Raw genomic sequence first — 19,697 nt, forward strand, 5'->3', positions numbered from 1 at the left:
GTTACCTTGAGTTGAGCACTAGACTGGTTTTAAAAATACCACCATCCCCAACGTATAACGTCAGTTCATGGCTTGCCCTGAGGTCAAATTCGGCAATCCGCCATACCTTTGATAACCCAGATCCTCCCTCTTGGCGGGCGCTTCGTAGGGCAGAGTCACGCTCATATGACTTCATGGCTAGGGAAGCAATGTCTCGTCTATCCTCTATTGAAACGTTGTCGCTGAGTTTATTCGAACATTCAATAATCACCCTAGATTTCTCCGACTTTGCCGTCAAAGTGATAGCGATAGGTTCATTCTGTACCCCACCATGTATAATTACATTCTGCAATAGGATAAAAAATATCTCGCACAGCCCGTCAAGCATGGAGCCATGAATCTTGTAAGATACGTTGATGTCTAGGGTTGGAACTATGGGGGTTTTAACGTAACAATTTTTTACTTGCTGCAGCGCGACGTGAACCGCCAACTCTAAGTCAAAAGGATCGCGAGCCAAGTTGCTTGGACGTTTAAACCATTCTGCGACATCTGTAACTGCAACTTGGAAGGCCGTGCGTGCTCTTACGATGGAGTCGATCAATGGCGCAACCCGGTGGTGTGCGTTCTCAAGCTCTATTGAGTGTAATAACATCTCGAAATGGGACGACATCTGCCCAGTAAGATTAAGTTTTAGCTCGTGCCTGATATTATTTAGGGAGATTTCTGTGAGGTCCCAGCAGTAAGATATTAACTTGTCGCACAGTGCATCGAAATCAGTGTTAGTCGTGATCGTATCCATGACTTTACCCGACATTCTCGACGCTGCATCAAAACCAAAAAGCCCTTGAGGCAGATCCACCGTTTTCATATGTAACTTTTCTTTCAAATAAACCGCGATTAAGTCTTCAAAAGCGCTGCTAAATTTTCCAAGGGCCCTCAAAACCCGACCTACATCAGGTTTCTCCCAGTCACTCAGCATGGCGCTCCAGCTATCTGAAAGAACATATTCACCACCGGATTTTATGCAAAGGAGGTCCTCGATCGCGAGAGGACTACGCAAATGGCCCTCAAACGACCCATGGCGGATAGTGGTGCTGACGTGTGTATCAAGTCCGTAGGCGGGGTTGAAGGCGAACTGATAAACACACTCCATTAACATTGATCTGAACAATCCCTCTAACTCTGTTGCTGGAAGCTTCAAGCTTTTAATATCGGTGTCATTAGTGCTGTTGATCATATCGAGCAATAATTTTGATAACTTCTCAGCCTGATACGCGAGCGTGGGCGAATTCAGTAGCTCCTTATAGCGCGCGAATGAGCTTACCAAGCTTGACTCCAAAACCTGTTTTATTCCATCCTCATCCACAAATATTTTACTGCTTTGAACCTGCTCTAAGAGCTTAGCTACATTATTATCGCGAGTGATAATTCGAATTTCGCTTAGATAAGACTGTTCATTCACCGGATCAAGCTGAAGTAGTTGTTGGCAAACCGAAATCCGCTCACCATCAATTTCATCAAGTGAATCAAAGAGCGTGGTGTCATCCATCAACCGGGGCACGCAAACGTTCTTCAGAAAGAAGATGACGTAGGCTGAATTCTGTTCGGATATCAAAGCGACTAAGTCCGATGGGCGAGCAACACCATATGCGCCGAGAACATTTTCGTAGGTATCCGACAGATCTCTTTCAAACTTGCCTATGTTGTTCTTTATTGCGATAAATATTAATATAGCTAGGCCAATATCTTCTCTGAGAGCTGCTTGAGCAGTGCAGGTGGTGACCAGCGTATCCACTGGGTATGCGCGGGCGGCCGACGGTGACTCCATGCAATGATCAACTACTAAATACATAGCGGACTGATAATCATCCATCGCCATATATGCATCAAACAAGAATACTCGAGCCGAGTCGCTGACGTACTTTACCTCAGACATCGCCATTCTTTTATAGCAAATTATAGCATCCGGATAGTTACCGCTAACCATGTTAGCGTGGCCTTCATAAGCTGCAAGTCGATAGTTAGGGAGCTCCATTTTTTCAAGTAGAGGAACCGCGCTGCCGTTCTTTATTACACTGCTTAGTACCAAGGCAGAGGAAACCGGGAAGCGCTCCTTAAGAGCGTCCGCCCAGTCCAGGTCCATAAAATTATTAAAAACCGACGTACTCCATGGATTGTCATCAGGCCCTGTTAATGCATTGATTATCTCAAGGTCCGAAAGCGTGCTAGTGAACACTGCGGCATGATCCCTCCCTAGAAAAGCGGCAATCTGATCAGCATAGTGATGACCGGCACATGCTAGCGCCATTTTTTTTAATGCTTTATCCGACTGGCCTCGGTCGGAGCTAAATGTCAAACTTCTCAACATTAATTGGATGATGGTCTGTTTGATCGAGGTAGGCTTGAGCAACACAGGCTGTACATTTGAGCAGGCGTATGCTCTCGCAATAAGTTCAAGGATCTCCGACTCTCCCTCGATCACCGCTTTATAGTTACCCTGTGTGTAAAGATCTGCCCAGTATATGAACTTCGAGTCTGCCGGCACACGCTCTCCTCGTGCGATTCGCAGAATCCTGCAAACTCGGCGGTCGCCGATTCTTTCCAGTTGCGTCAATGCGCTGAGCATGTCTGAAGTTCCCGACCTACTATTTCTCGCGTAGTGTAGGACGATCATGGCAATCAGCGTTTCAAACCTATCTATTAAACAGTGTGGCTCATCCCAGCTAATGGGGGTGGCGGGATCGAGGATTAGGTTTGACTCTAAAGGCAGCAGCTTTCTAATTACAAAGTCGCTCAGTTCGCCGGTGCCAATCATATGATTGACTTCGTCACTGAAGTCCGTAAATGATACAGTTGCTTCAGCCTGTAGGCTTAAATAATAGGAGACCCATGTGACGATTTGGCTGGGGCTGCCAGCGGACAGCAGTTCCTCCAGAAAATCTTTCTGCGCTTTCAAACCTTTGGCGTTCTGAAGTAGATTTAGCTTACTGTGGATTAGCCATAAAGAATAGCCAAAGACAAATTGAATTTTATCGAGGACTTTTTCCGCCAACTCATAGTGGCCATTATAGAAGTGCTCATGGAACTCGGTTTTCAGGTGGACGTATCGTGCCAAATCTTCCGTGAATAGTCCGAGCACAGATGCAGTCCAGATGATCTCTCCTATCGTTGAAATTCTCTTGAGGCGCCTGCGGGCTGGATAATCTTTTAGGCGCTTAGGAAAAGTGACCGGTGCAAAAAGATTTTTGTATATCTGTTGGCTACCCAACGTTTTCACAATGCCGGGAATCTGACTTGGCTCAGCTGATGCTCTCGCGAGCCCCACGCCATATCTGAGATCCCGAGCAGCATGAAGTACCCGCTTAAAGCTCGTCGCTGGATTATCTTTGAGTGCAGATTTAGACCCTTTTTTTTTATTACCGCTCAATTTTCACTGCTCCCTGTCTTGTCCAGAATCCTGCTGCTTTGACCTAGTGGTTGAAAAAAACTCCACGCGTTGCATCCTATTTTGAATAGCGTCTAAGGTACTCTGCCTGATGCCTGCTTGCATCAACAGGTGGTCGGAAGTTGACCGAGGGCTCAAGCCAAGCATTATCAAAGTTGTAAAAGGCTACTATTAGGTCACAGACGCCAGGCCCGGCAATGCCAGAAAGCGTCAGCGTCCAATCGACAGGTCAATACAAAGGCACTGAAAGGAGCCAATCCCAGCACGTGCCAGATTGGGCCGACGCTCGTGAGCATAGTGATCTGCGTATCCCAACAGTTTCCACTGCGGCTCATGCTTTGGCACATGCGTTAACGCTAAAGCCGTTGGCGAAGCTGGCGACTGCCATATTGGACGTGCCCTGATCCGAGTGAAACATTAGCCCTTGATGCCTGCCACGATGTTCGTAAGCCATGTCCAACGCCTTGATGACCAGATCCGTATCCGGTTTCTTGTTCGATAGCACAGAGTCGCCTTAACAGTAACGAAAGGGCCCGCATTTGAAGATAAAATGCTTCACAGCAGAGGAGATGCGATCACCATGACCTGCAAACGTCGTTCTCAACAGCAATCCACGATCGGCCTGAGGGTCGCTCTATGGATCAATAGCGCCTGGCAAGCGACACCTGCCCAAGCATGCAGCATTCTTCGTATCTCCACCTCGACTTTCCGTCGTGTTTCGCAAGGCGTGGATGCGGGCCGCAGGCTGGATTTGGATCAACAGCAGCGCATTGGAATGGTTCTCGGTATCCACGCATGCTTGCGTACCGTCTTCGACAATCCGGCGAACGTTCAGGGTTTTCCAAGCCTCACGAACCATAATCCCTTCTTTGAGGGACGATCACCGATTGAAATCATGGCCAATGGCGACATGATCTCCTTTTACGAGACCTACAAGCGTATTGAGCAATTTCAGCTGGGCCAGCACTGAGCCGAAGCCCATTTAGGCCAGGGAGGGAATATGGATTCGAAGCAACAGGAAGTAACTTCGCACGAGTTCGACAGGCTTTTCAGTCAAATCGATCCAGAGGATACCCTCAAGTGACGTGAGGTCGCTGCCTAGCTGTTAAAGTTTTGCCGGTGAGCCTGCCGGTTTAACCCTGTATCGCGTGGCGACGATGATGCTCCTTTCAGGCCCTATGGCTTACCGAGCGAGGAGCAAAGTACTTGCTAACTTAGGGTACAGATTGCACCGGTCCCAGTTACCTATAGAAGAATTATTCTCGGTACGAAGATCAAGTCTCTCGATTGCTCCAGAGTCGCAGCGGGCGAACATGTGTGCCGCCAGGATTGCGATTATGCGCGGCGGCCTTCCTTGGAACGGGGCGAGAGATATGGTCAGACCTGAAAATTGCCATACCCGCTCCAGATTGAATAACTTAATTAAGTGTTACCCTTTCACAGCCGTCTTCCAAGGCTCAATGATCTTGAAGCTCTGAAGGATCTCGTATGCCTAACTATTTCGGCTTCTTGGGCTTTTGAGGCGCAACAGTCTCGATGAATTCGAGGAATGCATTCGCCTGCTCATCGGCCGACAGAGTCACGACAGGAGCACGTACGCGGGGCCTCGACGACTTTGAGGTTTCCAAAGAGGGGGGACGTATATCGTTCATGATCGCGCGCTCTTTCTCAGTCATGGCTGATTCGTAGACCGTAGCGATGACCCGCTCGTGTCGATCGGCTCGAGCGAAATTCACAACGTTGGCTCTCATCGCCACAGGCAAATCAAAGGGGCACTGCAGATCTCGATTCGTCTTCTTTTTTCGACCGCCCAGCGCCAGCAGCTGCAACTCCTCTACCTCCATGGCACTGACAGTGTAAGCGGCGGAGCGGTAGGCACGAGTTATATCGAACAGATCCACCCACTGCCGCCCAGCAATGCGACACTCCACGTAGGCAAGCGCTAATAGCTGCACCGCCAGACGCTTAATCCCAAAAGTGCAGCGGTACAACTCGGCGGCCAGCTCAACTGGTTCTACTGTTATGATCCCGTTACTGACTCTCAAGCATTCTGCGACATACGCCTGCCAATCCTTGCCGTACGGGTCGTCCGGCAACATGATTCGCGGGGCGGAGAGCAAGCGCTGTCTGTCCTCACTGTTTCTACCGAAAAGTTTGTGACCAAGGCTGTAATTACATACAAAAACCATAGGAGGTCCGATCGAAGCCATGGTCAATAGAACGTCCGTCACCTTGGCCGCCCCGGAGCCTGTGTTGCTGTGTTGCATCTCCTCCAATAGTGCGAGACAAACGCCATCTCGGTTAGCACGACTACGAGATTCCTGAAGCAACTGAGCGACCGTTGTCCTTCCGACACGCTTGCCATCCCCGAGCACAAAGTCTTCAAGCAGCGCCTTGCCACTCGCTTTACCGCGAGCGCTGGCATACCAATGCGACATCAAGGTTACGGTGCCTTCGTATAGGTCGCACGAAAGCTCCACTGGTCGCGGCAGTACCTTGCGCAAAGCAGCAATGGTCTCGCTTTTGCCTACTCCAGCGAGCCCGGTGAGACACACTGGAAAAACTTCCACCTCTGGCGGGTTGAAGATCTTTGATGCGTAAGCAACCTCACTGGTGAACAACTGCTGATTGTGGACCGCCGCTTTGCCGATCATTTCTCTGATAAATGCCAGCGAGAACTCGTTGGGGATGAAAATTTTTTTGAGTGCGCTTGCGAACTGTTCAGCCGCGATCATGACATCGAGGTGGGCAAGCGCTGAGACGGGCTCAGGCTTGACAGTGACTTTGGCGCGAATCCCTTCCATGGCCAAGCAATCACTGAACCGGGTATCTATCACCTTGTTCATCCGGCCTTCCCTGAAAAAAAACGAGCCAAGTCCTCGGAGTCCCGCTTAGCTGATGCGTTTTTCGCAGGACGACCATTCTTGCGCTGCCCCGCGAAAGCATCCTCTCCAGTTAGCTGTTTGAATCTATCCCAGAAATACTGCTGAGTAGCAGGGGTTTCGTCACGAAGGGCTGCGGAGCCCTCACGTCTTATTAAATCTATTGTTTGCAAGTCTCGAAGCGAAATATCGACGGAGCACTCAAGCGTTCGTTGAGAGCGTACAAAATCGAGCTCATGGAGCTCGCCGTACACCTCTATCCAAATGTGTCGGACACACATCGTCAGGGTAAAGGCCTTTGTAGAAATCACCCCGCCTTTCGCCACACGATCAAACACTCCCGTAGCGACCAAGGACGGCGATCTGTATTTGCGACCATAGAAATACACGGCATCGCCTCGAATGACCGCCGGGCATTGAGTTAAGAAAGCTCTGATAGCAGTGTCGAACTGCATACCGTGAGCGGAGTTCCGCCCTCGGCTATCCCAGTAATTGAAAATCTCGAGCGGCGTTGGCTTGACCCCGGCCAGAATCAGCTCCTCGTCTAAGCGACGGCTGGCATCAGATGTATGGTTGTCGGCGAGTACCCGCACGATCTCCCGCTGAGCCATACGGACGAAATTCAGCTTGCTATGGAAATAGGTCGGTTGGTCGTGCGTCTTCTTGTCTCGTGGATGAGAGGCTTCCACGGATGCCTTAGACTGCCCTGAGAACACGGGAGTGTTTTCAAAAGTGCCTAGCCATGTGATTTCAGATTCTACATCGAAGGTGGCTCCAGGGCCGCGGTCAAACACGAGTCCACGTGCAAGTCCCTCACTTGGCCACTCGTCTGACTCAATAGTCACCGCAAACAGCTCACAATACCTGACCTTGTTCGAGGCGATCGAAAATAGACACATTTTGTATGCCTCCATGTTCTCCTTGCCTTCGGCGAATCCAATGCCTACGACGAGCCCTGAGAGGGCACAAACCGCACGAACAACACAAAAACTATCAACCGCATTACCTTCGGAAACGCCTGACAGTTTTTCGGAGATGTAGTAACCGTCAAACTCTACTCTCTGGTTTACGTTGAGTAGTCGATCAGCAAAGCTTCCGTAGGACCCGGAGACAGCGCGAGTTTTATGAGTCCCTCTCACACCTATGGACCGCTGCCTAGGGCTGACCGATTGCTCGACTTGATACCTCACTTGAGAAAGTGTGGGAAAGGGTTCACCGTTAGGATGGATGAATTCAATTTTGCCTTGTTTTTTCAATGCGACGCAGCCGAAAACTTTTGTCAAAATTTCACTATAAATAGTGGCTGCGGTTTTATAGGGAGACCTGAAAGCGAGATACCCGGAAAGAATTTTTTCTTTCATTGCCTTGTCTGAACGGTACCCCCAGTTCTTGCCTTTGGCCGAGGGCCGACCCAGCCTACGGACATGGGAAGGATCATCCCGTTTCCAGCAACCTATACGATGGAGCGGCGGCATTAACGCCCATTTGTTTTGACCAAATACGATATAGGTATAAAACCAGAGCCGCAGGCGCGAAGCATTTTGTTGAGGCCGCAAGGCCTTAGCATGGGCATTGATGACCGAGTCCGGGCTGTTACTGGCAAGAGTCTCTTCAAGTCGTAAAACGAGGTCGGATATTGCTGCAAAACGTCGATTCACCTTTTGATCGTAGCTTTCCTTGACCGATACACGCAGACTTTCGCGGTGTGAAACGGAAACGCGCTCGACTGGCTCAAGCCATGGGGGGTGGTGATCTGTAATACCGCCCTCCACTATCAAGCCAGCTTCAAGTGCGTCCTCGAACTCGATCCTAGTAAGTGTGATCAGATGTGATCTAAGCTCTTTGTCATCGTCAGCAAATTCGACCAGGCGTACCCGGTTGGTGCCGCCATCACTGCGAAGAAAGTGATAGGTCGCACCTTTTGCCAAGCACTGAAATCCTTCAGGCGCAGTTAGCCTCGAACCGGTCATCATGACTCTTTCTCCTGAAAGAGCGTCCCATATGCCTCAAGAAGATCGCCGCCATCCGTAGATAGAGGGCGGTCGATAAGAATCGGCCGGAAGAAATTGACCGGCAGCTTGCGCTCCCATATATCCTGGTAAATTTTTGCAATAAATTGATCACGACTTCCCCAGCGTTTCGCATACGTTATTGCTACATAGGCTACGGGGTCGCCTTGCTCAACGGCCTCGAATACCGCACCGCTGAAGTCGCTAAGCAGGCTTGGATCAAGCGTCAGCGGAAGCTGGTGAGTCATGAACAGCAAATCCAGGTTGGCGGCCACTGTAGGTTCTACTGCATCAAGAGAAACCTGCACGGTGCGTATGCCGGCGCTGGCGTAGTAAACCTTTTCCAGCTCGGTTCGAAGCTGCGCATGGGCACGGTCTTTACTCTGCTGTACCGGGGTTTTCGCGCTTGAGAGTCTGCGCTCGCCGAACGCTTCTTTACGATCCTTTACTGTCCAGTTGACGACGTAAGGGATGCTTTCTCCGCCCAATAGATATAGCAGCAGGTCACCCTGGTAGGGGAATGGCATCTTCACTCGGCGCCCATCAGCCAAATCGACACCAATTTCGTAATGCTTAAACCCAAGCTCCTTCGCAATTTCTACCGTTCCTTTAACCGGAGCCAGAAAAAACCCCTTTGCCATGGGATGGCCACGTAATGGATGACCATACGTCAGCGGCCAAAGCATTTTCTGCTCGTGGAGATCGATCAGGTAAGGATGGTATAGAGCCAGTTGCGTGAAAACTTTTTCAGGAGTCGAAAGCGCGTGTAACTCCCGGCCAAGCTTACGACTATTTAGCCTGCTGATACGCGACCCTTTAGGGGCTTCACGGGGCAAGGCGAGTGTGGAGGGGATGTACTTTTCTCCCCACTCGAATCGACCTTGACGGCTCATGATAAGGGCAAATCTTTGTTGCGGAGTCATTGAGGCATTCCAGTCCTGAAGGGCACCACGAAATCATTTGCGTTGGGGATAAAATCAATGACTTACGTGAAACCCTTGCCATTCGGGCAAGTTCTTAGTCGCGACGTTGTGGATAACGCGCAATTCCTGTGGATGAACGAGGCCATGCGAGGCTTGACGTCTCACATCGAGAAATAGAGAATGGGATGGTCAGCCTTCCAAATCTGACTTACCCACAGGGGCTCAAGGTTGCACTTGAGCCCCTGCCTCCATGCCGGGTTCTGTTGTTTTCAGCGGTATGCCATCAGTATCCCTTTTGTGTGGACGTCTTGGTCCTGTGAAGAGCGGTTGGCATCCCTCACCTGTAGCGTGAGATACCTGTACTGAAACGGAATATATTACCTCTGTAGATTAGACTCTTACAATAAAAAATCGCGTCTTGGCACAGTCTTTCATATGTACGCTTCTAGGGACGTACAGTTCGAGCTTTTAACGGAACATTTATGATCAAGATATTTTTAGTTTGAAACCTTTAGGCTGAAGATGATATTAAAACGTTAAGCTTTAGTGCTTTATCGAATTTCCTTTTAACCTGAAAAATTGCATAAAATACCGTTTGCACCGGGATAAGGGCAATGGATAGGTTATCCGCGTCAGAGCCCAAAGCATTTCTTCGCTGGCTTCAAGATGAGACCTTCTTTAGCCTCTGTAGCCGCCAGCATCGGCTTTTAGGTCACTTGGACGCGTCGAGCACATTGGCGTGGCTCTACGGTTCAGGCCATTGTCCGGTCACTCATGATTTTCCTGGGAATTTTTCTGCACTCAGGGCTGACGTGAAATATTGCTGGGGTGACGTCGCATCTATCATTAATGACCACACCATACTTCCCCTTTTCTATGCTTTTCAGTCAAAGGAGCAGATAGACTCTGTAGTCAAAAAAATGGAAAGCCCTTCAATAGGGTCACTCAAATATCGCCTTGGCTTAGTGACCGGGGGTTTTGGAGCAGAGCATCCACTGAAAGCATGCACAGCATGCATCGCTGAGGATCAAAATGCGCATGGAGTCGCCTACTGGCACCTATCTCATCAGTTCCCCGGCGTTATTCAATGTCCTACTCACGGTTTACTGTTGCGAGAAAGCACGGTTAACCGTCAATGGTCAGGCCGCTTCAGATGGGCGCTTCCTGACCCGCAGCTGCTGGAGCCATCTAAACACCCGGCGTCTTCTGACATTACGATCTGCGGCTTCGGTGCAGCAGTACTAGAGCTTGCGACGTTTGGAAAATCCTCGCGTTTCGACCCTTTGATCGTCTGCGCTGCATACGGGGAAGCTCTGAGAGGACTGGGGTTCTCTCGCAAAGAACGGACTGGCGCGACAGCGTCTTTCCTTAAGCATGCCTTAAGGTTGCAGGGCTACACCCCACTCAGCCTCCTTCCTACCACACAGCATGCCGCATCTGTATTCATTTCTCAGATGACACGTAAGCCTCGTAGCTGCGCTCATCCATTGAAGCACCTGACACTCATTACCTGGCTATTCGGTGGGCTCTCGCCATTTATCGAAGCTTGCGAACGCTTAAGCTTTACACGCGCTGAACTGGGTAGCATCCTTACTGATAGCAATAGTGCACCCACAGTGCTCTCGAGGTTAAAGATAGCTTTACCCGATAATCAGTGCCCTGCTAGACGACCAAAGAAACTTAAGCCTCATATTCGAAAAAATATAGTTGAGCTTCTGAGCGAAGGAAACCATAAAAAAAAGATATGCTATGAATTCAATATTACTATATGCACCGTTAATCGCATCCTCCGATCAGAGCCGGGGTTACAACGATTGTGGACTGAAAAGCAACTTGAGTTTAATCTGTCGCAGCACAGAAAAGAGTGGATACGTACAGTTGCGGCATGGCCCGAACTTAGCGCAGAAAAAATACGAAAGAAAATACCAAGAGCATATGGCTGGTTATATCGAAATGATCGAATTTGGCTAATGTCTAAAACTAAGAAAATGCCCAGCGGCTGTTGTGGGAATAACTCAAATGTAGATTGGCTGCAACGTGATAAAAAAATGCTTGACTTGATCACGTCTAAAATAATTGAAAAATATGGAAAACTAGATGGTTTGAAAATAAAAATTCGTGATATCTACTCGGAAGTGCCGTCATTATTCCGATCACTCGAGAAGCGAGAACGCTATCCAAGGACGCGCGCGTTACTGGAAAAAATTATCGCTGAATCTTTATAAACAGTGTAGGTGCCAGCGCGGTAGAGGTGGATATGGTAGAACTTTACAAGTTTCACGCTCGCCAGGTGGGCGAGCGTAGGAAGCGTTTCATACGAGTTGCCAGTAGACCGTGAAATCAATTTTTTGAAATATATCAATGACCGAGTGATAGCATGCCATGCTGACAGCTAAACACCATGTACTTTTTCTAGACTTTGACGGCGTACTCCATCCTGACGCTGTTTATCTCTCAAGCAGTGGCCCGATCCTTCGCAACGAGGGTGAGCTCTTTATGTGGGCACCCAATCTAGAGAACGTTTTGGAGCAATTTCCTTCCGTCTCGCTGGTTTTGAGCACCAGTTGGGTTCGTCACTTGGGGTTCAAGCGAGCAAAAAATTACCTTTCGACTGCCTTAAGCTCGCGAGTAGTGGGAGCCACTTGGCATAGCTCAATGGCAAAAACTTGGGCGGATGATAATCCATGGGATAGTCGGAGCAGGTATGAGCAAATCAGCCGATATGCATCACGGGGCCACCTTCGTAGTTGGATTTCGATAGACGATGACGCGGAAGGTTGGCCAGCTGTCGCAGGACATCACCTTATCTTGTGTGACTCAAATAAAGGATTGGGAGAAGCATCGACATTGCGCGCTCTTGAAAAGCGATTGGCTGAAGTGGTTTCAGAAGCTTAGGCATTAGGCTATGTCAGTTCAAAAAAATCATCATTAGCAATAATTAAGGCTATGGTAAGGTGAAGACCGTTTGTTATGCATAGCAGAATACAATTTTTCACAAGGACGTCTTATATATGCACCTCTGGCCTACCGAAGACGACGACTACCCCCTATTCTATATCTGCTCGGAGCTGAAGTCTTGTCGCGACAGATCGACATATACTTTTTTATATGATGCAACTCATATCCAAACTTTCGAACTTCTGCAATAAAATCTGTGAAACTCTCGAAACCTAAAACTATACAGTCAAATATAAATAGACTTATCCCCTCACCATCATGCTTGTATTGCTTACCCCTTTGAAGCCTTTCCGATGATTTTTTAAGGTCATCAATATAAAAACCAAAAGATACATGCTGCAGCTGCGAGGATGTCATTTCATGGACAAGCCGTTTAAGAATTACGTCGTAAACCAATAGCTTGGGAAGACAATATTCATATAAACATATCTCTTCGTATATCATGGCGGCTTTTATTTCATCTTTTTCCGAGATACTGATCGAGTCTATGTCCGAAAATTTTCGACCATTGCAGCCTTCCCACATAGACCGAAATCCCCTACCAGCGCCATGCTCAGAAAGTGCTACGCCGCAAAATGGACAATCAACTACAAGTGTTATCTTATGAGTAGCGCAGACGTTTATAAACTCGGGTATGCGCCTCCAGTAGGAGAATCCATACTTTTTCATGTCGTCTTTAACACAACTCGGACAAAACGCAGGCCTCCTCTCTTCATTCTCTATAAAATTATTGTGAAGTTCAAATTTTGTACCAGAATAAGAAAAGTCCGCAATATCGCTTTTGAATAAAGCTTTTAGCGGATAACTAGTGTGACTATGGATTAGCCAATTGAACCCGTAGCATCCACCCCAACCGAGATAATCCGCAATTGCTCTAACATTTCTATTCTTCATCGCAAATTTGGATGCATCGCTGAATATTTTTTCAGGGTGGCCAAAACTCAAAAATATGCTGCGTTCGATATAAGAACGAAGTGACTCATTGGGTTGGATTTTCGGCCGCATAAGATTTTTAGCTCAGGTACAGCTAGTCGGTATCTAACAAAGCGAATAGGGTCCGTCACGTCGTCAGCGAAGCGAACGGACCCCGAGAGGTAAAGAGGACTGTCTAAGTGATGGGGCGAGAGCCTATTTTTGGAGAAACCTGCGACAGATTTAATTCACAAGCGACAGTTTTAATTCTCAAAAACCAAAGTTTCGTCCCCTGTGGATAACTCACTCCACCGTCACTGACTTCGCCAGATTCCTCGGCTGGTCAACATCTGTCCCTTTCAACACCGCCACGTAGTACGAAAGCAGCTGTAACGGAATGGTGTAGAGAATTGGTGCCAACGCGTCGATGATGTGCGGCATGGCGATGACGTGGGTGCCTTCGCCGTTTTTCATGCCGGCTTGCTCGTCAGCGAAGACGATCAGCTCGCCGCCACGTGCGCGGACTTCCTGCAGGTTGGATTTGAGTTTTTCCAGCAGTTCATTGTTCGGTGCGACGGTGACGACCGGCATGTCGGCATCGACCAGCGCCAGCGGGCCGTGTTTGAGTTCGCCGGCCGGGTAGGCTTCGGCGTGGATGTAGGATATTTCCTTGAGCTTGAGGGCGCCTTCCATTGCGACAGGGAATTGCGCGCCACGCCCGAGGAACAGGGTGTGGTGTTTCTCGGCGAACAGTTCGGCGACTTTCTCGACGGTGCCGTCCATTGCCAGGGCTTCGCCCAAGCGGGTTGGCAGGCGACGCAGTTCTTCGACCAGTTGCGCTTCGACGCCCTGCTCCAATGAGCCTTTCACTTGACCCAGCGACAGGGTCAGCAGCAGCAAGGCGACCAGTTGCGTGGTGAAGGCCTTGGTCGATGCCACGCCGATTTCCGGACCGGCCTGGGTCAACAGGGTCAGGTCGGATTCACGCACCAGCGAGCTGATGCCCACGTTGCAGATCGCCAGGCTGGCCAGAAAGCCCAGTTCTTTGGCGTTGCGCAGTGCGGCCAGCGTGTCAGCGGTTTCGCCGGATTGCGAGATCGAAACAAACAAGGTATCCGGCTGGACAACAACCTTGCGGTAGCGGAATTCGCTGGCCACTTCCACCTGGCATGGAATGCCGGCCAGGCCTTCAAGCCAGTAACGCGCGACCATGCCAGCGTGATAGCTGGTGCCACACGCGACGATCTGAACATTGCGGACCTTGGCGAACAGCTCGGCAGCCTGTGGACCAAATGCATGCACCAACACCTGCTGCTGACCCAGACGGCCTTCAAGCGTGCGCTGCACGACCTTGGGCTGCTCGTGGATTTCCTTGAGCATGAAGTGACGGTATTCGCCTTTGTCGGCGGCTTCCGCACCTTCGTGGTATTGCACAACCTCGCGTTCGACCGGCAGACCGTCCACGGTCCAGATCTGCACGCTGTCGCGCCGGATCTCGGCGATATCACCCTCTTCCAGATACATGAAGCGGTCGGTCACCTGACGCAGCGCCAGTTGGTCAGAAGCCAGGAAGTTTTCACCGAGGCCCATGCCGATCACCAGCGGGCTGCCACTGCGGGCGGCCAGCAGACGATCAGGTTGTGCAGCGCTGATGACTGCCAGACCGTAGGCACCGTGAAGTTCTTTTACAGCCGCCTTCAGGGCAACCGCCAGGTCAGGCGTGTCCTTGAGTTTGTGGTGCAGCAGGTGAACGATGACTTCGGTGTCGGTATCGGACACGAACACGTAACCCAGCGCTTTGAGTTGTTCGCGCAGGGCTTCGTGGTTTTCGATGATGCCGTTGTGGACAACTGCCAGCTCGTCCGCCGAAAAGTGTGGGTGAGCATTGCGCTCGCACGGCGCACCGTGAGTAGCCCAGCGGGTGTGAGCGATGCCGAGACGTCCAGCCAGCGGCTCGCCTGCCAGCGCCTGCTCAAGTTCACTGACCTTGCCGGAGCGACGACGGCGCTCAAGGATGCCTTCGTTACTGAAAACAGCCACGCCTGCGCTGTCATAGCCCCGGTATTCAAGACGCTTGAGGCCTTCGAGCAAAATGGCCGTGATATTACGTTCAGCAACGGCGCCGACTATTCCACACATGGTTTTCTCCTAGCTGACAGCGGCGCAAATCAATGTGATGCCGCGGGCTTGTATCTGTTCGCGTGCCTCGATAGACAGGCGATCATCAGTAATAAGGGTATGGATGCTGCTCCAGGGCAGCTCCAGATTGGGAATTTTGCGACCGACCTTGTCGGCCTCGACCATGACCACGACTTCCCGGGCGACTTCAGCCATGACCCGGCTCAACCCCAGTAGTTCGTTGAAGGTCGTGGTGCCACGGACCAGATCAATGCCGTCTGCACCGATGAACAGTTGATCGAAGTCATAAGAGCGCAGCACCTGCTCGGCGACCTGGCCCTGAAAGGATTCGGAGTGCGGGTCCCATGTTCCGCCCGTCATCAGCAGTACAGGCTCATGCTCCAGATCCGTGAGGGCGCGCGCCACGTGCAGGGAGTTGGTCATGACCACCAGACCCGGCTGCTGGCCCAATTCGGGGATCAACGAAGCGGTAGTGCTACCACTGTCTACGATGATTCGAGCATGTTCACGAATCCTCAAGACTGCCGCCCGCGCGATGGCCTGCTTGTATCGGGAAATCGGCTGGCTGCTGTCGTTGATAAGCTCGTGGGGCAATGGCACTGCACCACCGTAGCGGCGCAGCAACAACCCGTTGGTTTCAAGTGCGGCCAGATCCTTTCGAATCGTAACTTCTGAAGTTTCAAAACGCTTGGCCAGATCGTCAACACTCACTTCACCCTGCTCATTGAGCAAGGCAAGAATGTTGTGACGGCGTTGTGGCGTATTGCGCTTCGACATGACGACCTTAAGTTTCGATTCGAAAGATAACGAAGGCAATCAAAACCTATTTTTAGGATTGGGTCAAGGTTTGGGTGTGAGGCGATACCTTATGGTCCTGCACTGCGTGTTTTTGTGGAATGCACACCAGGCGCGTGAAGAGAAATTCTCTTAGCTCTTGGCGCCGGTGCTTAGTGTCCAGAGTTATACACAGGCCCACCGGAATGCATTTGGTGGGAGCGGACTTGTCCGCGAAGGCTATCCCAAGATTCTATGGCATGAGAAAGCCTTCGCGGACGACTCCGCTCCTACAATTCTTCGGACTGTGGATAACTCAGTCTTTCTTGATTTTTACCGGCCGCTTCCAGCCTTCAATGTTGCGCTGGCGGGCGCGGGCCACGCCGAGTTGTTCAGCCGGAATGTTTTGAGTGATGGTCGAACCGGCTGCCGTGGTTGCACCATCAGAGATATCCACAGGCGCAACCAGCGAATTGTTCGAACCGATGAACACGTCAGCACCCAACGTCGTCTTGTGCTTGTTGGCCCCATCGTAGTTGCAGGTGATCGTACCAGCACCGACGTTGGTACGCGCACCCACTTCGGCATCACCCAGATACGTAAGATGACCAACCTTGGCACCTTCGCCCAGGTTCGCATTTTTGAGTTCGACAAAGTTACCCACATGCGCCTTGGCACCCAGCACGCTGCCGGGCCGCAGCCGTGCAAACGGACCCGCGTCGCTGCCCTCGCCCAGCACTGCGCCATCAATATGGCTGTTGGCTTTGACAATCACACCCTTACGCAAGGTGCTGTCCTTGATGACGCAGTTAGGACCGATCACCACATCGTCTTCGATGACCACCTTGCCCTCGAGGATCACGTTGATGTCGATCAGCACGTCCCGCCCGACACTGACGTCGCCGCGTACGTCGAATCGCGATGGGTCACGCAAGGTAACGCCGGCTGCCATCAAACGCCGTGCTTCACGCAACTGATAATGACGCTCCAGCTCCGACAACTGTTTGCGATCATTGGCTCCCTGCACTTCCATCGCATCGTGCGGCTGTTCGGTGGCAACCATCAGACCGTCATTCACCGCCATCGCGATCACGTCCGTCAGGTAGTACTCACCCTGGGCGTTGTTGTTGGACAAGCGTCCGAGCCAGTCCTCCAGATGCATGGCAGGCACCGCGAGAATGCCAGTGTTGCCTTCGGTGATGGCCTTCTGCGCATCGGTGGCATCCTTGTGCTCGACGATGGCACAGACACGCTGCTGATCATCGCGAACAATACGACCGTAACCCGTAGGATCATCCAGCGTCACGGTCAGCAGGCCCAGTTGCTGTGGCGTTACAAGCTTGAGCAGGCGCTGGAGTGTTTCTACCTCGATCAACGGCACATCGCCGTACAGAATCAGCACGGTTTCAGCCGTTAGCGCTGGCAAAGCCTGAGCCACAGCGTGGCCAGTGCCCAGTTGCCTGTCTTGCATCACGAAATTCAGGTCATCGGCTGCCAGACGATCACGCACAGCATCCGCCCCATGACCGATCACCACATGTATTCCGACTGGGGATAACTGACGTGCGCTGTGGATAACATGACCTAGCATGGAATTGCCCGCGACAGGGTGCAGAACTTTCGGCAGGGCCGAACGCATCCGGGTACCTTGGCCAGCAGCGAGAATAACGATATCGAGAGACATGATAGGACTACCAACTGAGCGGCAACCGGGCCAAGGGCGGGCTGTCTTGAAAGGGGAAATCTGAAAAAAGAAAAAGGGTAGCCGAAGCTACCCTTTTTCTCAATCGCGCACAGGAGCCAGCGGGGTTAGCCGCCAAACTTCTTGCGAATTTGCTGAACGGTGCGCAGCTGAGCTGCAGCCTCGGCCAGACGAGCAGTGGCAGATCCGTAATCGAAATCTGCGCCTTTTTCGTTCAGGGCCTTCTCGGCAGCCGATACGGCAGCCTGAGCAGAAGCTTCGTCCAGGTCGGCAGCACGTTGCACAGTGTCGGCAAGCACCTTGACCATGTTCGGCTGAACCTCAAGGAAACCACCGGAAATGTAAAACACCTCCGCTTCCCCACCCTGCTTGATCAAGCGGATCGGGCCCGGCTTCAGATTAGTGATCAGCGGCGCGTGGCCTGGAGCGATACCGATATCACCCAGGTTGCCGTGCGCAATCACCATCTCGACCAGACCGGAGAAGATTTCCCCTTCCGCGCTGACGATGTCGCAATGGACTGTCATAGCCATTTGCTTGCCTCAACCTAATTAGCGCCCGTTTCCGGGCGCCGGGATTACAGTTTCTTGGCTTTCTCGATCGCTTCTTCGATGCCGCCAACCATGTAGAACGCTTGTTCTGGCAGGTGGTCGTAGTCACCGTTGAGGATGCCTTTGAAGCCAGCAATGGTGTCTTTCAGGGAAACGTATTTACCCGAAGCACCGGTGAAGACTTCTGCCACGAAGAAAGGCTGGGACAGGAAGCGCTGGATCTTACGAGCACGGTTAACCAACTGCTTGTCGGTCTCCGACAGCTCGTCCATACCCAGGATCGCGATGATGTCTTTCAGCTCTTTGTAGCGCTGCAACACGTACTGAACGCCGCGAGCGGTGTCGTAGTGTTCCTGGCCAATGACGTTCGGGTCCAGCTGGCGCGAAGTCGAGTCCAGTGGGTCTACCGCCGGGTAGATACCCAGGGAGGCGATGTCACGGGACAGTACGACGGTGGCGTCCAAGTGGGCAAACGTGGTCGCTGGCGACGGGTCAGTCAAGTCATCCGCGGGTACGTATACAGCCTGGATCGAGGTGATCGAACCGTTCTTGGTGGAAGTGATGCGCTCTTGCAGCGTGCCCATCTCTTCAGCCAGGGTCGGCTGGTAACCTACTGCGGAAGGCATACGGCCCAGCAGTGCGGATACTTCAGTACCGGCCAGGGTGTAACGATAGATGTTGTCGACGAACAGCAGAACGTCGTTACCTTCGTCACGGAACTTCTCGGCCATGGTCAGGCCGGTCAGTGCTACGCGCAGACGGTTACCCGGCGGCTCGTTCATCTGACCGTAAACCAGTGCCACTTTGTCCAGAACGTTGGAATCCTTCATCTCGTGGTAGAAGTCGTTACCCTCACGAGTACGCTCACCCACACCGGCGAACACGGAATAACCGCTGTGCTCGATGGCGATGTTACGGATCAGTTCCATCATGTTTACGGTCTTGCCGACACCGGCACCACCGAACAGACCGACTTTACCGCCTTTGGCGAACGGGCAGACCAGGTCGATAACCTTGATGCCGGTTTCCAGAAGGTCGTTGCCGCCCGCTTGCTCAGCGAAGGACGGTGCAGGACGGTGAATGCCCCAGCGTTCTTCAGTGGCAATCGGACCGGCTTCGTCGATCGGGTTGCCCAGCACGTCCATGATCCGGCCCAGCGTCGCTTTACCGACCGGTACGGAAATGGCTGCGCCAGAGTCTGTTACTTCCAGACCACGCTTCAAGCCCTCGGTGGAGCCCATCGCAATGGTGCGAACCACGCCGTCGCCCAGCTGCTGCTGAACTTCCAGGGTGGTTCCTGCCGCGCTTTGAACTTCCAGCGCGTTGTAGATACTCGGTACGCTATCGCGTGGGAATTCCACGTCGATCACGGCGCCGATGATTTGAACGATACGTCCGCTACTCATTAGCTGGTTCCTCTAAT

The 19,697-nt window shown here is 51.6% G+C and carries 13 protein-coding genes and 1 pseudogene; 3 read left to right on the top strand and 11 right to left on the bottom strand.

The features are described from left to right. Window position 1: 1 nt before the first annotated feature. Window positions 2-3,406 (bottom strand): hypothetical protein, encoded by a 3,405-nt coding sequence (locus BW686_RS09210; RefSeq protein ID WP_143514176.1) that lies wholly within the window; start codon window positions 3,404-3,406, stop codon window positions 2-4. A 377-nt stretch (window positions 3,407-3,783) separates the two neighbouring features. After that, window positions 3,784-3,914: pseudogene (locus tag BW686_RS27090) on the bottom strand (DDE-type integrase/transposase/recombinase); the annotation flags it as partial. A 90-nt stretch (window positions 3,915-4,004) separates the two neighbouring features. Here BW686_RS27090 and BW686_RS09215 point away from each other — a divergent pair. Then, entirely contained in the window at window positions 4,005-4,394 is a 390-nt protein-coding gene (locus BW686_RS09215) for a hypothetical protein (protein ID WP_084916021.1), read from the top strand. 526 nt (window positions 4,395-4,920) lie between these two features. On the opposite strand, the gene BW686_RS09220 is transcribed toward BW686_RS09215, so the two are convergent. The 3 genes from BW686_RS09220 to BW686_RS09230 are packed head-to-tail and all read right to left on the bottom strand — an operon-like array spanning window position 4,921 to window position 9,238. Continuing rightward, window positions 4,921-6,270: a transposase gene (locus BW686_RS09220; RefSeq protein WP_084916022.1), complete on the bottom strand. Its 1,350-nt coding sequence runs from the start codon at window positions 6,268-6,270 to the stop codon at window positions 4,921-4,923. Beyond that, window positions 6,267-8,279 carry a transposase gene (locus BW686_RS27095; RefSeq protein ID WP_163010162.1) on the bottom strand — a complete coding sequence of 671 codons (2,013 nt, stop codon included), beginning with the start codon at window positions 8,277-8,279 and terminating at the stop codon, window positions 6,267-6,269. The genes BW686_RS09220 and BW686_RS27095 overlap by 4 nt, the downstream gene beginning before the upstream one ends. Continuing rightward, a complete protein-coding gene (locus BW686_RS09230) occupies window positions 8,276-9,238 on the bottom strand; it encodes a transposase (protein ID WP_084916023.1) in 963 nt (320 codons plus the stop codon). The genes BW686_RS27095 and BW686_RS09230 overlap by 4 nt, the downstream gene beginning before the upstream one ends. Before the next feature lie 614 nt (window positions 9,239-9,852). On the opposite strand from BW686_RS09230, the gene BW686_RS09235 reads away from it, so the two are divergent. Continuing rightward, window positions 9,853-11,463 (top strand): TnsD family Tn7-like transposition protein, encoded by a 1,611-nt coding sequence (locus BW686_RS09235; RefSeq protein WP_084916024.1) that lies wholly within the window; start codon window positions 9,853-9,855, stop codon window positions 11,461-11,463. Between the two features lie 157 nt (window positions 11,464-11,620). Beyond that, on the top strand, window positions 11,621-12,133 hold the full coding sequence (locus tag BW686_RS09240) for an HAD domain-containing protein (protein ID WP_084916025.1): 513 nt from the start codon (window positions 11,621-11,623) through the stop codon (window positions 12,131-12,133). Window positions 12,134-12,262: 129 nt separating this feature from the next. Here BW686_RS09240 and BW686_RS26450 read toward each other — a convergent pair whose 3' ends face one another. The 6 genes from BW686_RS26450 to atpD all read right to left on the bottom strand — a co-directional run bounded on the left by BW686_RS26450 (window position 12,263) and on the right by atpD (window position 19,680). Further along, complete coding sequence (locus BW686_RS26450) at window positions 12,263-13,201, bottom strand: TniQ family protein (RefSeq protein WP_143514178.1); 939 nt, start codon at window positions 13,199-13,201, stop codon at window positions 12,263-12,265. A gap of 210 nt (window positions 13,202-13,411) precedes the next feature. Next, on the bottom strand, window positions 13,412-15,247 hold the full coding sequence (glmS, locus tag BW686_RS09250; protein ID WP_084916027.1) for a glutamine--fructose-6-phosphate transaminase (isomerizing): 1,836 nt from the start codon (window positions 15,245-15,247) through the stop codon (window positions 13,412-13,414). Window positions 15,248-15,256: 9 nt separating this feature from the next. Next, window positions 15,257-16,024 carry a DeoR/GlpR family DNA-binding transcription regulator gene (locus tag BW686_RS09255; RefSeq protein WP_084916028.1) on the bottom strand — a complete coding sequence of 256 codons (768 nt, stop codon included), beginning with the start codon at window positions 16,022-16,024 and terminating at the stop codon, window positions 15,257-15,259. A gap of 313 nt (window positions 16,025-16,337) precedes the next feature. Next, entirely contained in the window at window positions 16,338-17,705 is a 1,368-nt protein-coding gene (glmU, locus tag BW686_RS09260; protein WP_084916029.1) for a bifunctional UDP-N-acetylglucosamine diphosphorylase/glucosamine-1-phosphate N-acetyltransferase GlmU, read from the bottom strand. A gap of 125 nt (window positions 17,706-17,830) precedes the next feature. Then, window positions 17,831-18,256, bottom strand: coding sequence for a F0F1 ATP synthase subunit epsilon (locus tag BW686_RS09265; RefSeq protein WP_084916030.1), 426 nt, complete (start codon window positions 18,254-18,256; stop codon window positions 17,831-17,833). Between the two features lie 44 nt (window positions 18,257-18,300). After that, window positions 18,301-19,680 carry a F0F1 ATP synthase subunit beta gene (atpD, locus tag BW686_RS09270; RefSeq protein WP_002555982.1) on the bottom strand — a complete coding sequence of 460 codons (1,380 nt, stop codon included), beginning with the start codon at window positions 19,678-19,680 and terminating at the stop codon, window positions 18,301-18,303. Window positions 19,681-19,697 lie beyond the last annotated feature (17 nt).

The sequence above is a fragment of the Pseudomonas syringae genome (assembly GCF_002157375.1).
Classification (GTDB): domain Bacteria; phylum Pseudomonadota; class Gammaproteobacteria; order Pseudomonadales; family Pseudomonadaceae; genus Aquipseudomonas; species Aquipseudomonas syringae_T.

Excerpts from the sequence above, each read along its gene's own strand:
- BW686_RS09215 (WP_084916021.1), top strand. The coding sequence starts at position 4,005 with ATGACCTGCAAACGTCGTTCTCAACAGCAATCCACGATCGGCCTGAGG.
- BW686_RS09220 (WP_084916022.1), bottom strand. The coding sequence starts at position 6,270 with ATGAACAAGGTGATAGATACCCGGTTCAGTGATTGCTTGGCCATGGAA.
- BW686_RS27095 (WP_163010162.1), bottom strand. The coding sequence starts at position 8,279 with ATGATGACCGGTTCGAGGCTAACTGCGCCTGAAGGATTTCAGTGCTTG.
- BW686_RS09230 (WP_084916023.1), bottom strand. The coding sequence starts at position 9,238 with ATGACTCCGCAACAAAGATTTGCCCTTATCATGAGCCGTCAAGGTCGA.
- BW686_RS09235 (WP_084916024.1), top strand. The coding sequence starts at position 9,853 with ATGGATAGGTTATCCGCGTCAGAGCCCAAAGCATTTCTTCGCTGGCTT.
- BW686_RS09240 (WP_084916025.1), top strand. The coding sequence starts at position 11,621 with ATGCTGACAGCTAAACACCATGTACTTTTTCTAGACTTTGACGGCGTA.
- BW686_RS26450 (WP_143514178.1), bottom strand. The coding sequence starts at position 13,201 with ATGCGGCCGAAAATCCAACCCAATGAGTCACTTCGTTCTTATATCGAA.
- glmS (WP_084916027.1), bottom strand. The coding sequence starts at position 15,247 with ATGTGTGGAATAGTCGGCGCCGTTGCTGAACGTAATATCACGGCCATT.
- BW686_RS09255 (WP_084916028.1), bottom strand. The coding sequence starts at position 16,024 with ATGTCGAAGCGCAATACGCCACAACGCCGTCACAACATTCTTGCCTTG.
- glmU (WP_084916029.1), bottom strand. The coding sequence starts at position 17,705 with ATGTCTCTCGATATCGTTATTCTCGCTGCTGGCCAAGGTACCCGGATG.
- BW686_RS09265 (WP_084916030.1), bottom strand. The coding sequence starts at position 18,256 with ATGGCTATGACAGTCCATTGCGACATCGTCAGCGCGGAAGGGGAAATC.
- atpD (WP_002555982.1), bottom strand. The coding sequence starts at position 19,680 with ATGAGTAGCGGACGTATCGTTCAAATCATCGGCGCCGTGATCGACGTG.